The sequence below is a fragment of the Paenibacillus sp. SAF-068 genome (genome assembly GCF_051967555.1).
Taxonomy (GTDB): Bacteria; Bacillota; Bacilli; order Paenibacillales; family Paenibacillaceae; genus Paenibacillus.
The window spans coordinates 509,971-525,901 of the sequence record NZ_JBQCJX010000001.1 but is presented as its reverse complement, the minus strand read 5'-3'; the positions used below and the strand labels follow the sequence as shown (position 1 = coordinate 525,901).

Sequence of the window (15,931 nt, the reverse complement as noted above, 5' to 3'; positions counted from 1 at the left end):
AGAACATGTACATTACAAAAATAAACTAAATCTTATAACTTCCTTTCAAACAGGACTAATAATAGGTCCTTTTTGTGACTTTTTGAACCTTATATCTCTCATGCCTGTGCACAAAAAACTAATTAACGTCATTTAAACTAACATAAAAGATATGAACTATATCTTCTTTCGACATTTTGTGATAACACATGTGACTCCATACATCATGAAAAACCCAACTTAAGTCTTACAGGTTAAAATAACCAAAATCAGATGCGGCGATCAGGAGTGATCGCCGCATCTGGTTGTAATGTGAAATTAACCTGCAATTACAATTATTTCTTCACCGTACTGTTATACTGTGCGATTTTATCCGTAATTTGTTTGGCTGCTGCATCCAATGCTTCTTGTGGTGTACCTTGTCCATTCAGCACCGTTTCAATCGCTCCTTCGACAAGTTGTCTCGCTTCAGGGAATACACCCATTAATGCGCCGGATGTTGCTGTCGAATCCGCGGAAGCGTGCAATTGATCGACTGCTGTCTGGAATTGCGGGTACTTCGCCATATTATCCTTTAATACTTGCTCATTGTAGGCTGCTGTCGTAATAGGGAAGTATCCTGTCGCAACGCTCCAGTTTGCTTGTACCTCTGGTGTAGCCAAATACTTGATGAATTCCCATGCCGCTTGTTGTTGTGCTTCCGATTTGTTATTCATGATGTACAGGCTCGCTCCACCCACCACAACGCCGCCTTCTTTGGCATCTGCTGGACGAGGCAGGAAGCCTGTTCCCAGTTCAAACTTTCCACCTGAACCTTCTACGATTTTGCGCAGTCCCGCCGTGGAATCGAGGGTCATACCGATCTGCTGAGCTGTAAATGCTGCTGTTGTATCATCTGTGCTACGTCCCAGATTGGAGAGGGTTTTCTCGTCGATCATCTTTTTCCACCACGTTAAAGTCTTCACGCCTGCTTCGGAGTTCAGCAGAGACTCTGTAGCTGCTTCAGTTCTTCCGTTTCCATTGTTTACATAATCTGCATTCTGGTTTGCAATGAATTGTTCCATAAACCAGCCATAGATTGCCATGGACGCACCTGGCTTGCCGTCCTTCGCAAGTGCTTTTGCCGCCTGCTCAAACTCTTCATACGTCTTCGGCGGGTTCTCCGGGTCCAGACCTGCTGCTTTGAACATATCCTTGTTGTAGTACAGGATCGGGTTCGATGTGTTAAACGGCATGGCGTTCAATTTGCCATCGATGGTGTAGTATCGGATGATGTTTGGTTCCAGTTGGGACAGGTCGAACTGATCCTTGTCGATGAACTGTTGTACTGGCGTAATCATGCCTGAATCGATCATGAACTTGCTACCGATCTCGTAGACCTGGATAATGTCAGGACCGCTGTCTGAGCCCATGGATGCTTTGAGTTTGTTCAGACTCTCATCGTACTTCCCTTGATAGATGGGCTTCACCTGAATGTCCGGATGGCTGGCATTAAAGTCGGAAGCGAGCTGGTTAATGGCTTTCTCTCCTGCGCCAGACATGGAATGCCACCACGTCAGTTGTGTTGTTTCGGCGGCAGCCGCTTCGGCTTGAGCTCCACTCGCCGGGCTGCTTGTTTCAGCTTTTGTTCCGCAAGCGGAGATGACCAACATGAGTGCAGCCAACATTAATGCAAAGGTTCCTCTTTTTTTCAAACGAAATCGCTCTCCTTTTATATGGCTCGCGTAATCATAAGTGCATAGGTGCTGCAAGATGGCCGTTCCGGATATGAATCGTTCTTTTGATCGCTGTTATCCCCGGATTTTTTTCATTCCCCCTCTCAAAGGGGAAAATCCGGTCATAAAGGCGAACGCTTCGCTTCTTCAGAATCGATTCTTCTCCTTCACTACTTTTGCAGCTCTTCAAGAGACTTATTGAAAATGCGAGCCTCATTTTATTCGCTCCTGGTATCCAAACCGTAGACCTTGTGCGAAGATACAAGGTTTAAATCAAAATCTTTAATACAGAACCTTTAGGTTAAAAACTTAAGATCAAAACCTTCAGATCTTCCATTACACTTATTGACTTGCAGAACCTTCTGTCCTTACCCCTTCAGTGCGCCTGCGGCCATTCCGCGGACAAGCTGTTTCAAGCCGAAGATCAAGAGTAGTAAGGAAGGTAGAATCACCATTGCGGTTCCGGCAAATACCAGATTCCACGCTGTGGATTCCTGGAACTCCAACATCGAGATTCCGATCTGTGCGGTTCTCATCTCCGGTGTATTTGTCACCAGCAACGGCCAGAGATATGAATTGTACATGCTTAAGAATGAATAGATTGCCAATGTACCCAGTGCCGGGCGAGACAAAGGCAAGACATGCGATATGAAATAGCGAATATGACCACAACCGTCGATTCTCGCCGCCTCGAACAATTCCTTGGGCAATTGCATGAAGAATTGTCTTAGCAGGAATGTACCAAACGCCGTTGCCAGAAACGGTACGGTAAGCCCCTGGTAACTATCCAGCCACCCCCAGCTGCGAACCGTGAGGTAATTCGGGATCATCGTTACTTCCCATGGAATCATCATCGTTGCGACAAACATGCTGAAAATGACGTTTTTGCCTTTGAACTGCATTTTCGCAAAAGCATAGGCGGCCATACTCGCTGTAATCAATTGACCAAGTGTTGTCAGTCCTGCGACAAAAAAGGTATTGCCGATAAATCGACCGATCGGAACAATCTCGAATACTTCGCTAAAGTTGGACAGATCGATGGAGTTCGGAATGATATGCGGCGGATAAGCGCTCGCATCTTCCGGCGTCATCACGGCCATGAAAAAGGTGTACATCACCGGATACAGCACAAGTGCTGCACAGATCGTCAGTAATATATACAACAGCGTTTTGGTCCATGTCGCACTCATTGGTAATGCACTTTCCTTTCTACCCACTTGAACTGGATCAGGGTCAGCAGCATAATCACCACGAACAGGATCAGTGCTTGCGCACTACCTGTACCAAAGCGGAAATTAACGAAGGCTTCCTGATAGATGGAATAGACGAATACATTCGTACTGTCCATCGGGCCACCCCGGGTTAGAATGTTGATCTGACCGAACGATTGAAAAGCACCAATGATCGATACGACCGTAACAAAGAATAACGTTGGTGACAGTAGCGGCATCGAGATTTTGCGAAACGTCAGCAAAGGTCCTGCGCCGTCGATCTTGGCACTCTCATAGATTTCATCCGGAATGCCAGCCAAACCACTGGATAGAATAATGTAGTTGAACCCGAGGTTCATCCAGATCGTCATGATGGAGATCGAGATCAGTGCCCAGTCCGGGCTGGTAAGCCAGGGAATTGGGTCAATGCCTACTTTGCCAAGCAGATAATTCAGCATGCCCAGGGTCGGATGGAATAGAAACTTCCAGATCACCGCTGACGAGCCGACGGATAACACCACGGGCAGAGAGAATACAAATTGGAATACACGCATTCCCTTGAACCGGTTGTGGGTCAGTGCAGCCAGAATCAGAGCAGCCAGCATACCCGTAGGTACTGTAAACAGGACAAATAGTAAGGTCACTTTCATGCCCTGCATAAACAATCCCGATTGGAACACCGCCTTGAAGTTGTCCAGCCCCACGTAAGCCGCAATCTGCCCCGTCGGATCTGTGGAATGCAGACTGAGATACACGGACTTAAACATCGGGTAAAACAGAAACACTGCAAACAAAAGCAGCGATGGTGCCAGGAAACCATAGGCCAGCATATTCTCCCGCATTCGCTGCACACGCAGCGAGGCTGTCCGGCGCTCACTCGTACCGGATACACGCCGCTTGGCAGCGGGCAAGCTGATCCGGTTATCAAGCTCACTCATCGGATTTTCTTCCCCCTTGTTTCACGCATTCAGTGTGTGTGAAATGTTATATCCACTTCAGCACCACGTTATCTAGTGTAAGAGTCGAATGTCACAGCAAAATTCATTCTGAATCAACGTAACGTTAATCATGGACAAGGGACTTTACGCAAATATGCATCCATTCGAGAGCGGTATCCGGACCGGATCTCATCACAAAAAACCGCAAGAACACTCCTTTTGAGGAGATATCCTAGCGGTTCGATGTGTAAATGGAATATGAACGTTTGTCTATTAAGGAACGCGACTCATTTTACAATAATCTGTAATTCTTCCAAAACGGGGTGAAGCCATTAACCGTTCGAGTTAACGATTCAGATGATAGGGCACCGTGGTGACAATCACGTCTTTGTAATTGATCAGATAAGCCCGAATCATGAAGCTGGTCTGGTTATGCAGTACATTTTGCCACCAGTGTCTGGTAATGAATTGCGGAATCAATATGGTGATGTGATCGGTCTCAGCCGTTTTCCACTCTACGGTATCAATGAATTTCTTGAGCGGCCCCATAATGCTGCGGTACCTCGATTTGATCACAACCAGACGAACGCCTGGATTCCACTCTTCCCACTTCTGCTCCATCTTGCGTATGGCCTCATCATCGAATCCGATGTACAGTGCGACCACGTGATCCGACATCGTCTGGGCGTAACTGATCGTATTCATGACGACCCGCGTAATGCCCGCAACTGGAATGACAATGGTATTGCCTTTTTTGGCTGGCTTATCCACCTGGATATCAATACGCAGCTCATCGGCAATGTTGCAATAGTGACGGTGAATACGCATGAACACATAGACAACGAGCGGCAAAAAGATGAAGATGACCCATGTCTGTGTGAACTTGGTGAAAATAAAGATCAGCGTAATGGATAGCGTGGTCAGCATACCGACGGTATTAACCAGCAGTTTCATCTGCCAACCAGACGGTTTGACTTTGATCCAGCGAATCATCATGCCGAGCTGTGAGAGGGTAAATGGAATGAACACCCCTACCGCATAGAGCGGAATCAGGCTTTCCGTATTTCCCTTGAATCCGACCACCAATAACGCAGACATCACACTGAGAAAAATGATTCCGTTTGAGAAACCAAGGCGGTCTCCTCTGACCATAAATGCATGCGGCATATATTTATCCTTCGCCATCATGAAGGATAGTAGCGGAAAAGCCGAATATGCTGTGTTCGCTGCCAGGAACAGGATCAGCGCCGTTACACCCTGGATGATAAAATACATCGTGCCTCTGCCAAACGTTGCTTCGGCAATCTGGGAAATAACCGTAGCTTTGGGATCAGGCTTCACTCCGTACCCATAAGCCAGTAAGGTGATGCCGATGAACATCGCTCCCAATATACAACCCATAAGCAGTAATGTACCCGCGGCATTTTTCTCGGCAGGCTGCTTGAAGTTCGGGATCGCGTTACTTACCGCTTCCACGCCAGTCAAGGCCGAACAGCCAGAGCTGAATGCTTTCAGTAACAGAAACATACTCACATGGGATAGACTTGTTCCGAATTCAGGTGCAGCTGCTTCCATGCCCCCGGCAAGAAATTTGACTCCGCCCGAGATAATCAGAACCGCGATCGAAAAAATAAACAGATAGATGGGGATCGCCAGCACAGACGCTGACTCCGTCACTCCCCGCAAATTCATAATGGTTAGAAAAATAATCATAATGAGTGCAATCACAACACTGTAGTCATGCAGCATAGGAAACGCCGACGTAATCGCATCGGTGCCTGCGGACGAACTTACTGCAACGGTCAGAATATAATCGACCAGCAGAGACCCTCCGGCAATCAGACTGGATGTTGTACCCAGGTTATCCTTGGCTACGATATAAGCGCCGCCCCCTGTTGGATAAGCAAATATCGTCTGGCGATAGGAAAAAATTAAAATGACGAGTAATCCCAGCACGGCGATCGAAATCGGAACAGAGTACCAAAGGGCGGCGAATCCGGCCGCAACGAGCACCAGCAAAATCTGTTCCGTACCGTAGGCAACGGACGATAGGGCATCAGAGGAGAGGATGGCAAGTGCCTTCCATTTCCCCAATTTTTCTCCATCCAGTTCAGCCGATTTCATTGGCTTGCCTATTAAGATTCTCTTCATTTTGCCAAGCATGATCATAACTTCCTTCCGTCTCTCATCTGTGAAGCATTGTTATTATGCAAAATCGCGGAGCCATTGACAATACGTCATTTCACCCGAAATTCGCCAGCGCGTGATAATGCATTCTACGATTCAATAATCGATAACAAAGCCATCCTTTTTCAGCAATTTGATCTTTTTTGAACCAAAACGGCGTTTGCTCGTCAAAAAAAAGGAAATGGCCTTCGGTTCAATGAACCCAAGACCACTTCCTTGATGTATGCGTTGACTTTACAGCAATGTAATTTCCCTGCATCGACCTTGTCCAGACCTGTGTAGCTTCTTTCTTTAGCTTCTTTCTTTAGCTTCTATTTAGCTGTTCAAAATGCCGGGACGAGGGGTGACACCAAACGCTTGCGCCAGTGTAGTCAGCTGTTCATCCGTAATTCTCTGCCGGATCTCGTGACCGGCAACCAGCATATACACTTGGGCTGCCTTCTCAATGGTCTCAATCAGACCAAAAGCCTCGTCAATCGTTGTTCCTGTTCCAAAGATGCCATGTTGCGGCCAGATGACCGCGTGGTATTCTTTCATTTTCTCAGCCGTTTCGCGGCCAATCTCGTTCGACCCAGGAATCATCCATGGAATAATGCCGATCCCATCCGGGAACACAACCACACACTCCGTGCACATCTGCCACAGGGTCTTGGTGAATTTTGCCTCATCCAACTCGTGGATAAACGTCATGGCTAATACATGAGTGGCATGGTTATGCATAACAACCCGGTGGTTCGGGTCCAATTTCAGACGTTCAATGTGGCTCATGAAATGCGTAGGTAATTCACTCGTTGGATTCGCCCCCGACTTCAATCCCCAGAGCACTTCCAGCTCCTGACCATCTTCCGATACACGCAGCAATCCCAGATTGCTCTCGGGATCAGCGAGTACATTTTTGAAATATTTGCCCGATGCGGTCACGATAACATACTTGCCTGCCAGCTCCTGCACCGAAAATGCCGGTTTGATCTTGCGAATTACATGATGGATATCGATATATTGGGCTACTTCCTCTTCATCCAACAGATAGCTGACATTACCGCCATTTCGCTCATCCCAACCATTTTTCCACATATGTTGTGTAATCTCCGCCATCTCACGGACAAATGGAATATGGAAACCTGCAGCCTGTGTTGTGTCATTCGTAAGGGTCACGTTCATGATCAATCTCTCCTTATGTTGAAATAATATGGCTTGCCACGTACAAAGTAAGTTCCTTTTTTCACATTCATTATACCTTTGTTTATCTTTGATAGTCAATAACAAACGCAGGAATTAACTTTTATTTATTTTTGTTTAGTTTTGTTTATTTGAAAATAACGAAAAAAATACCCCACCGGCGCCCGGCGGGGTCATTCACACATCTATTTAACACGAGAAGGGGTTTACAAGATTCATCATATCTCTGTTACCTTAATAGAAGCTGAAAGCGAAATAAAAAAAGCATGAAAAGCAAGCTAACACAGTATGGACGGACCGTGTACCTCATCTGATCTGATTCACTTTAAGAGAATACGCTAAGGCCTGTCCATATCGAAAGATATTCAAGGACTTTGCAGCGCATAGGATGGATGCATCTTTCCAGTTGGTTCATAGCGTTCATCACCTGTGTGCTCGAATCCCAGCTTGATCAAGATGTGACGTGATACTTCATTATCCGGATGATGCCCGGCAAAGAGTGCCTTCACTTTCATTTCGTCAAAGGCATACTCAATTACTGCCCGCGCCGCTTCCTGCGCATACCCTTTGCCCCAGTGATCCCGGGTTAGATGAAATCCCAACTCATAGATCTCCTCTTCTGGAGAATATGGACGCAGGCCACAGCAACCGACAAACACCTCTGACTCTTTCTCAAAAAAGGGCCAATATTGCACTCCTGCTTCCTCCTGCCTTTGGATTTCCTGTGTTAATCGCGCTTCGACTTCATCCTCGCTCAGAAATCCATTGCTGCTAATCCACTTGGCAACTTCATGATCGCCCCACAGCGCAAACGCCAGTGCACGATCCCCTTCGTTCCAAGTCGCACATTCCAGTCGTTCCGTTTCAAATAAAATCGTTCTCTTCATCATCCACTAACCTCCTGTATGCCAACACAAGTCTGCGTGCGCCTATACCTTAAATTAATCGAATGACTGCCAAAGTAAACAAGCTGTATAAAGACGCTACTAATGTTTAAAGGTAATACGCATTTATTATTTACCAAGAAAAAATTTTGGCTAACGTAAACAGTGCAGACCATAGAATAAGCCCAACAAAAACAAAAAGCAAAAAAATTATAAATGCATCGGCTACAGATGTAATCGTAAACCAGCCACTTAGTATAAGGATAGGATAAATTGTTACGACCATCACCATAAAATGAACACCGCTTTGTTTAGTCAAACTCCAATGTTCTATGTTATAGATAACGGATGCAGCACCGATAAAAAGAGCGATTAGGCTTGCAACAAATGTACCTTTAGCATCAGAAAACTTCCCTTGAGAATAAAGTAATAGAGCAATAATGCTCATAATGACGAATGGTATTCCACCTCTTAAGAGTGCTCTCATTACCAAAATTCTCACCTTCTTTCTTGAAGAGAAATTACTTCGTTATTTGAACTTATATAGTTCAATATTACTTTAAATCTATGTATATCCACAAAAAAAAGAAAAACCCCTGCCGACAACATGTCCGGCAGAGGTCAATCTACTGTATTACACCAATTAGAAGTCTGCTACAGCGAATTGAATTGTTCCGGAAGCTGCGCCTCCAAGGTTCGCTTGTAATGCAAAAACCAGGACATCACCTGCAGAAATCGTAAGACTGCTGTTTACTGGAACCGTGTAAGTGACTACGGGTGCATTAACACGAGTGATTACGAGAGATACCGGAAACGGTCCAAAGTTGTTCACTGTAGCGCTGGCATTGGTGCCTCCAGCCAGGTTTTCGTAGTAGGATTTGCCTACGCCAGCCGGAAGATTGTAATACTGTAATGGTAAAAGGATGGCCATTTGAAATCACCTCCTTTTGCTTTGATACGGTATTCTATGCTTGGAATCTATTAAAGTAACGGTGAATACCCGTGTCATAGTGTCCAATTTTGATAGACTTCATAGATTGATAGACGACTGTACGCAAAAAGCCCCACCGGAACGTCCGATGGAGCCAGCTCAGCTTACTTTAATATTACAAGTTTAACTACGCATACAGCATGAAGAAATTTAATTCATGGCCCTGTTGCTTGAGATAGTTATAGAGCTGCGAACGGTGATGGAACACATGCGTTAAGGTTTCAATCTGCCATTGTGCCTGCAAGTGACCATGTTCCATATAAAAAGCTTTGGTAGAGCGGTTCAGATAATCGTCTTCGCTTAATCCCGAGATATAGGCTTTGTAGGATTCGAAATTGCTCCACAACGTTGCTTCCAACTTCTCGATATCCTGAATTCCGGACAAGCTATTCTCCACCAGCCCAACCTCAGCTTCACTCTGTTCCTGCATGATGGCAAGATCCGATGCAGTGATCTGGATAAAATGATGGACAAGCTCCACCAATGAACGCATATTCTCCTGTGGACGATAAGACCAATCCTCCGAACGGATCAAGCGAATTAACGAAGCCCCCGTCCGTACGCCGGTTTCCAATTCATGTAACAAATGATCCCGAATCTGCAATGTTCCATTCATATATGATGTCTCCCTTATCTTTTATTCTCACGATTTTAGTATAACTGAAGGTGTTACAGATCTATTGTACAAATCGGACAACATCCTGCCATGCTCTCTGGCTGCCGTCAACGGAGTGTCTCCATAAAATTTGCGAAACTGCCGAATCAGATGGGCCTGGTCAAAAAAACCATGGTTCTGGGCTAGCATGGCCCAGTCTGCCGTGTTCCCCTGATGAATATCGCTCAGTACACGATGAAAACGAACCACCTCACTGAATCGTTTGGGACTGATCCCGACCCATTCCGAGAACTTGCGATGCAACTGCCGCTCACTAATCACTTCACGCATCGCCAGCTCCCGGACACTCAGACGTCCCCCCTCTATAAAGATGCGGTGCAGCACGTTTTTCATCAGATCGTCCTCAGATGTGCTTGTCTGCACGGACAACGGACTCAAGTACGCATTCATAACCGCTACCCGCTCTGCAAAACCATTCGTTCCAGCCATCCGCTCCTGTAGCTCGTTCAACTTCTCCGGCCAACATTCCTGAAGAAGAATTCGCTTATCCGTAAACCATTCCAGAGGCATGCCATGGAAGGCATGCGCTCCACCTGGAAAGAACCGGACACCAAAGGTGTAGTCTCCAGCAGGGTAACCATCATCCGATGGCTCAGGCACAATGAACGGCTGTGTATAATTGCCACAGTAAGCATAAGTATGCACGGAACAGACCGGGTCGTATGTAATCAGCATATCCGTACAACCATCCGGCAATACCCGGGCAGGTACAGTCTTCACCGATGGCTCTTCGCCTTCTCCCATAACGCCCTGCTCATGTGTGTACGGAAGAGATCCTGATTCCCAATAACAGGCTACATAGGCCATTAAGCCGGGAGCGGGTATTTTCTCAACATAATAACTGTTAGAATACGTTCCATTCATCTGAATCGGCTTAAACAACGGGTGCAAGCTGTGATCCACTATGCAATCCTCCGATCACTAGAGTTGGTTACACATTATGTATTCATCTATCATCTATCATACCATCAACCGAACAAATGAAGAAAAAAAGTGCCCTACCGGAGGACAATCCGATAGGGCCAGTCACACATCTATTTAACACGAGAAGGGGTTTACAAGACTTATCTTACCTTCGTAACCTTAATAGAAACTGAAATTGGGATGAATAACAGATCAAAATTCAATATGAATAACAGTATTCAGAATTTCAATTCAGTCCGTGCAGTTTGCGAAAACGTTCGGGACTCATGCCTGTATGCCTCTTGAACATCGCACAGAAATAACTGGCGTTCTCGTAACCCACCCGATCAGCAACTTCATATATGCGGAGTTCCCTCTCACTGAACATGAGCTGTTTGCTCCGATTAATTCGTTCCTGGTTCACGTAAAATACAGGTCTGGTATGTAGCGCCTTCTGAAACAGCCTGCACAAATATTGGGGAGAGACCACAGCCACATCGGCCAGTTCCTTCAGCGAGAGTGAACGATCCAGATGCTCTGCGATATAACGCAGCACAGGCTTCAAGCGCTCCAATTCATCATTATAATTGGCGGATTCGATGAGCAGAGGCTTCAAATCCAGCAGCAGGGCATATAATTGTTTGGAGCATTCCACATCGTAATCTGCGTAATCCGTCGTATCCCCATTCTCTTCCCTAACCAGAAGTTGCTCCAGGCCACGTAGCAACGTGGCTGTCCTGAGTCTGCACACGCGTGAACCCGTTATCCCCGCATAAGATAATAGCTGGCTGGCCTCTCTCCCCTGAAACGATACCCAAGCCAGCTCCCAGCGGTCACTGATGGGCATATAACGATGCGGGACATCAGGATACAGGAAGAAAACGTCACCTGGTCCGACAATATACTCATCTTCTTGTATAATCAGTCTCCCCTGGCCATGTATAATCTGGTGGATCTGATAATCCGGGAAACCCTCTGGACGCTCGGTTTCGTATTGATGTTCCCAGTAACCAACCGTGGTCATATAGATCGGCAGGCGAGCAGCTTCTTCTGTTTTGCCAAAAAAAATCCGGGTATCCATCCAGTACACCACTTTCTCCATCGTTAGTTTCATATTGTGATATATATGGGCAATATTCTTTATTCTCTAAGTCATCATTCAATTCTATAATGACAATATTATAACATTTCAGAAGGAGTTGCTGTTATGCGAAAGAAACTGGTATACACCCCTCCGGCAAATGGATACCCGGAATGGAACAACAATCCCGAGACTTTTCAAGTAGGCCGTCTACCCGCACACGCGTCTATGGTAGCGTTTCCATCTGTGGAAGAAGCGTTATCCAATGAGTCCAGTGCATCGCCATGGTACGCATCACTGAATGGTCAGTGGAAGTTTGCCTTTGCGGAGACACCGGAGCAACGGATTTCATCCTTTTACGAGAACAACTATGATGCCAGTGAATGGGACGAGATTGCTGTTCCTTCCAACTGGCAGCTGCAAGGCTATGATTATCCCCAATATACGAACATGACGTATCCGTGGGTCGAGCGTGAGCCTGAACTGAAGCCACCATTTGCACCAACAAGCTATAATCCGGTGGGTTCGTACATCCGTACGTTTACAGTTCCTGCTGACTGGAAAGACCGGCCTGTCCTCCTGCACTTTGAGGGTGTTGAATCCGCCTTTTATGTATGGGTCAACGGGGAGCTTGTCGGTTATAGCGAAGACACATTCACTCCAGCGGAATTTGATATTACACCGTATCTGACCGAAGGTGAGAACAAACTGGCTGTAGAGGTATATCGCTGGTGTGATGCGAGCTGGCTGGAAAATCAGGATTTCTGGCGGCTAAGCGGCATCTTCCGTAGCGTGTACCTGCACTCACCTTCACCGGTTCAGATTGCCGATTTCTTTGTTCGTACCGAACTCGATGACGCGTATCAGGATGCGGAGCTGCTACTGGATGTGAAACTGTTCAATCATAATGCTGCGCAGGCTCTTGCCGGATTGTCCGTTCAGGCGCAGCTCTATGATGCACAACAGCAGACTGTACTGAAGCAGCCGCTTACTGCAGCCGTTACGTTCCAGGGTGAGGATGAACTTTCATTCCAGTTGTCAGCAGAGGTTATAAAGCCGCTCTTATGGAGCGCCGAGTCCCCTCATCTATATACCCTTGTGCTGTCCCTTCAGCATGAAACAGGTGAAACGCTGGAAGCGGTTCGCAGCAAGATTGGATTCCGCAAGTTTGAACTGAAGGACGGCCTGATGCAAATCAACGGCAAACGCATTGTATTCAAAGGCGTGAATCGTCATGAATTTTCCCCGGATACCGGTCGAGCCATTGGTCGGGAAGACATGATCCGTGACATCGAGCTGATGAAGTCCTACAACGTTAACGCAGTACGCACATCCCATTACCCGAATCAGTCACTCTGGTACGAACTGTGTGATGAGTATGGCCTCTATGTCATTGATGAAACGAATCTGGAGACTCACGGCACATGGTACTATGGGCAAAAGGAAATGAATGAAAACAACATCCCAGCGAGTAAGCCGGAATGGCGTAACAACGTCATAGATCGCTGTAACTCCATGTTCCAGCGGGACAAAAACCATCCGTCCATTATTATCTGGTCTCTGGGTAACGAGTCCTTCGGCGGCGATAACTTCATCGCCATGTACGATTATCTGAAACAAGTCGATCCGACCCGTCTCGTTCATTACGAAGGGACCTTCCATTATCGCCCTTCCGATTCGGCAAGCGACATTGAATCGACGATGTATATCAGCCCTGAAAATGTGGAGAATTATGCTCGCATGCAAGGACCGAAGAAACCTTATATTATCTGCGAGTACAGCCATGCCATGGGTAACTCTTGCGGAGGTCTGCATCTGTATTGGGAATTGTTCGATAAATATGATGTGTTGCAAGGTGCATTCATCTGGGACTGGGTTGATCAGTCCATTCGTACCACGACGGCAGACGGTGTGGAATATTTCGCATATGGCGGAGATTTCGGTGAATCCCCTCATGATGGCAATTTCTGCGGAAACGGGCTCATTCTGGCCGATAAGACGGTTACGCCGAAGCTCGAAGAAGTGAAGAAGTGTTATCAGAACGTTCGTATGGAAGCTATTGATGTCAAAGGCGGCCTGCTGCGTATCCAAAACCAGTTCCTCTTCACGGATCTCAGCGACTATTCGCTCGTATGGACAGTAACGCACGACGGCGTATCTGTAGAAAACGGTTCGTTGGACATCGCGGTACCTCCAGGGGAAACGGCTGAAGTGCGCATCCCTTACACGCCATCATCCGATCTGTTCAAGGAAGCGGTGCTCACTGTATCTCTGGTTACCAAAGTTGCAACCAAATGGGCAGGAACAGGTCATGAGATTGCCTGGGATCAATTCGTGGTATCTCCGCGACTGAGTCCAATCCAACCAGTACACCAAGGACAGGGTAATGAGCTACAAGTTCAGAGTCAGCAAGATGAATTGAAAGTAGCTGGTGGCAAAGTCACGTTGAGTTTCAACCCGGCTACTGGTGCGTTGACTTCTTATCAGATCAATAATCAGGAGCAATTGCTGGCTCCTGTCCGCCCGAATTTCTGGCGAGCCATGACAGACAATGATATGGGGAACCGCCTGAATGAGCGATCCGCCTTCTGGAGAGATGCTCACGCTACAAGCAGATTAATTCGCTTCGAGCACCACACAGACGAACAAGGCATCCTCGTGACGACTGATTACACATGGGATCAACATCCGGGATGTACGCTGTCCATCACGTACCGAATTAATCCAGATGGCGTGTTGGAAATCAGCCAAACCCTTGTTCCAGGGGAGGGCTTACCTGATTTGCCGGAGTTCGGTATGCTGATGCAACTGAGTAACAGCCTGGATACAATCTCTTGGTACGGCAGAGGGCCGCACGACAACTACGCAGACCGTCTGACCAGTGCACGTCTCGGTTATTACACAGGTGCGGTTCGGGATCAATTCGTTCCATATCTGAAACCACAAGAGTGTGGTAACAAAACCGATGTACGCTTTGCTGAAATTACGTCAGCGGATGGTCAACGTGGTCTGCATATTGAAGCCAACATCCCATATGAAATTAATGCATTACCGTGGACACCTGAGGAACTGGAAGCCAATGACCATGTGTATAAATTGCCTCAGAGCACGCAGACTGTAGCACGTATCAATTACAAACAAATGGGTGTCGGTGGAGATGACAGTTGGGGCGCACGTACCCATGCTGAATACACCTTGCCGGCCAACCGAGCGTATCACTTCACCTTTACGGTAAGACCTGTATAACATCAAGCAAGCACTGCTGGCAGTATGCCGGCAGTGCTTTTTTTTGTTGGGATAGTGAGCATTGGGAGTTTGAACTTTTCCATGGGAACATTATAATAAATGATGTGCTCTCCTGAATTGTGCCCGTTGACAATGGATTCAGTACTATTTCAAAAACCAGTCTATTACGAGGTGAGAATTTGCAATACCTTTTCACAGTCATCTTTATTCTTGGCTTACTTACTTTCTTGGGATTTCTTGTTTTGATGATCTTCTCCATGCGAAAACATCACCGGATAACGATAAGACATATGATCCCATCGGCATTATGCTTCGCAATAGCTTCAATAGGGTTGTACGGCATGCTGACTTTATCTTCGAACTCTGCTCAGCCTGGACAAGATCAGCCCCCTTCATCTCTGATGGGACTTTCTGGCCTCCATATGACTACCGATGAATTCCAAAATAAGTTTAATGGTGCCGTGGGCAAATACCGACTGAATGGCTTAAGTATTACCCGCTTGGATATACAAGACTCCTCCGAGAAAGGCAGTGGTGCTTTCGAGTATGTCTTTAATGACGAATTGCGTATGGTTGGTGTATTGAATGCAGATCGGAGCATTCAGGAAATCAGCTTATACTCAACTGGTGATCCGGGCCAACCCACAGGTGGAATTCTGTTAACCGCGATCGCCACACTCATTCTTACAACCCATAGTGAGTATACGTATAACGATGCACAAGATGTCATTCAGGATATCGGTCTATTGGATCGCGATGTGACTCAGCTTGATTTTAATGGAGTGACAGTTCGAAATGGATTAGAATATCGCTTCAGCGTACAAGATCATGACCACTCTACTTTTGAAATAACTGTTGCGAAGTGAGACGCAATTGTGAAAAAGGCCGCTCCCATAATGAACGGCCTAACGCTAGATATATAATATGTACTGTAGAAATGA

13 protein-coding genes are annotated in these 15,931 nt (G+C 46.5%); 2 read left to right on the top strand and 11 right to left on the bottom strand.

Annotated features, from left to right (window positions below; all coding sequences use genetic code 11):
• Positions 1-314: 314 nt before the first annotated feature.
• The 11 genes from ACTHPG_RS02155 to ACTHPG_RS02105 all read right to left on the bottom strand — a co-directional run bounded on the left by ACTHPG_RS02155 (position 315) and on the right by ACTHPG_RS02105 (position 11,744).
• Positions 315-1,673: an ABC transporter substrate-binding protein gene (locus ACTHPG_RS02155; RefSeq protein WP_440387441.1), complete on the bottom strand. Its 1,359-nt coding sequence runs from the start codon at positions 1,671-1,673 to the stop codon at positions 315-317.
• Positions 1,674-2,062: 389 nt separating this feature from the next.
• Positions 2,063-2,884: a carbohydrate ABC transporter permease gene (locus tag ACTHPG_RS02150; protein WP_440387440.1), complete on the bottom strand. Its 822-nt coding sequence runs from the start codon at positions 2,882-2,884 to the stop codon at positions 2,063-2,065.
• Positions 2,881-3,843 (bottom strand): carbohydrate ABC transporter permease, encoded by a 963-nt coding sequence (locus tag ACTHPG_RS02145; protein WP_091033725.1) that lies wholly within the window; start codon positions 3,841-3,843, stop codon positions 2,881-2,883. The genes ACTHPG_RS02150 and ACTHPG_RS02145 overlap by 4 nt, the downstream gene beginning before the upstream one ends.
• A 345-nt stretch (positions 3,844-4,188) precedes the next feature.
• Positions 4,189-6,006 (bottom strand): APC family permease, encoded by a 1,818-nt coding sequence (locus ACTHPG_RS02140; RefSeq protein WP_440387439.1) that lies wholly within the window; start codon positions 6,004-6,006, stop codon positions 4,189-4,191.
• A 339-nt stretch (positions 6,007-6,345) separates the two neighbouring features.
• Positions 6,346-7,191 (bottom strand): rhamnulose-1-phosphate aldolase, encoded by an 846-nt coding sequence (gene rhaD, locus ACTHPG_RS02135; RefSeq protein ID WP_440387437.1) that lies wholly within the window; start codon positions 7,189-7,191, stop codon positions 6,346-6,348.
• Between the two features lie 383 nt (positions 7,192-7,574).
• Positions 7,575-8,099 carry a GNAT family N-acetyltransferase gene (locus tag ACTHPG_RS02130; protein WP_440387436.1) on the bottom strand — a complete coding sequence of 175 codons (525 nt, stop codon included), beginning with the start codon at positions 8,097-8,099 and terminating at the stop codon, positions 7,575-7,577.
• Positions 8,100-8,226: 127 nt separating this feature from the next.
• Positions 8,227-8,580 (bottom strand): DUF3021 family protein, encoded by a 354-nt coding sequence (locus ACTHPG_RS02125; RefSeq protein ID WP_440387435.1) that lies wholly within the window; start codon positions 8,578-8,580, stop codon positions 8,227-8,229.
• 156 nt (positions 8,581-8,736) lie between these two features.
• Complete coding sequence (locus ACTHPG_RS02120; protein WP_440387434.1) at positions 8,737-9,024, bottom strand: hypothetical protein; 288 nt, start codon at positions 9,022-9,024, stop codon at positions 8,737-8,739.
• Positions 9,025-9,211: 187 nt separating this feature from the next.
• The gene (locus ACTHPG_RS02115; protein ID WP_440387433.1) at positions 9,212-9,700 is read right to left on the bottom strand and encodes a DinB family protein; all 489 of its coding nucleotides are present in this window, start codon (positions 9,698-9,700) and stop codon (positions 9,212-9,214) included.
• Positions 9,701-9,727: 27 nt separating this feature from the next.
• A complete protein-coding gene (locus ACTHPG_RS02110; RefSeq protein ID WP_440387432.1) occupies positions 9,728-10,663 on the bottom strand; it encodes a helix-turn-helix domain-containing protein in 936 nt (311 codons plus the stop codon).
• A gap of 247 nt (positions 10,664-10,910) precedes the next feature.
• Positions 10,911-11,744, bottom strand: coding sequence for an AraC family transcriptional regulator (locus ACTHPG_RS02105; protein ID WP_440387430.1), 834 nt, complete (start codon positions 11,742-11,744; stop codon positions 10,911-10,913).
• 126 nt (positions 11,745-11,870) lie between these two features.
• On the opposite strand from ACTHPG_RS02105, the gene ACTHPG_RS02100 reads away from it, so the two are divergent.
• Together ACTHPG_RS02100 and ACTHPG_RS02095 are read left to right on the top strand one after the other, a co-directional pair.
• The gene (locus ACTHPG_RS02100; protein WP_440387429.1) at positions 11,871-14,990 is read left to right on the top strand and encodes a glycoside hydrolase family 2 TIM barrel-domain containing protein; all 3,120 of its coding nucleotides are present in this window, start codon (positions 11,871-11,873) and stop codon (positions 14,988-14,990) included.
• A gap of 341 nt (positions 14,991-15,331) precedes the next feature.
• Positions 15,332-15,856: a hypothetical protein gene (locus ACTHPG_RS02095; RefSeq protein ID WP_440387428.1), complete on the top strand. Its 525-nt coding sequence runs from the start codon at positions 15,332-15,334 to the stop codon at positions 15,854-15,856.
• Positions 15,857-15,931: the final 75 nt, after the last annotated feature.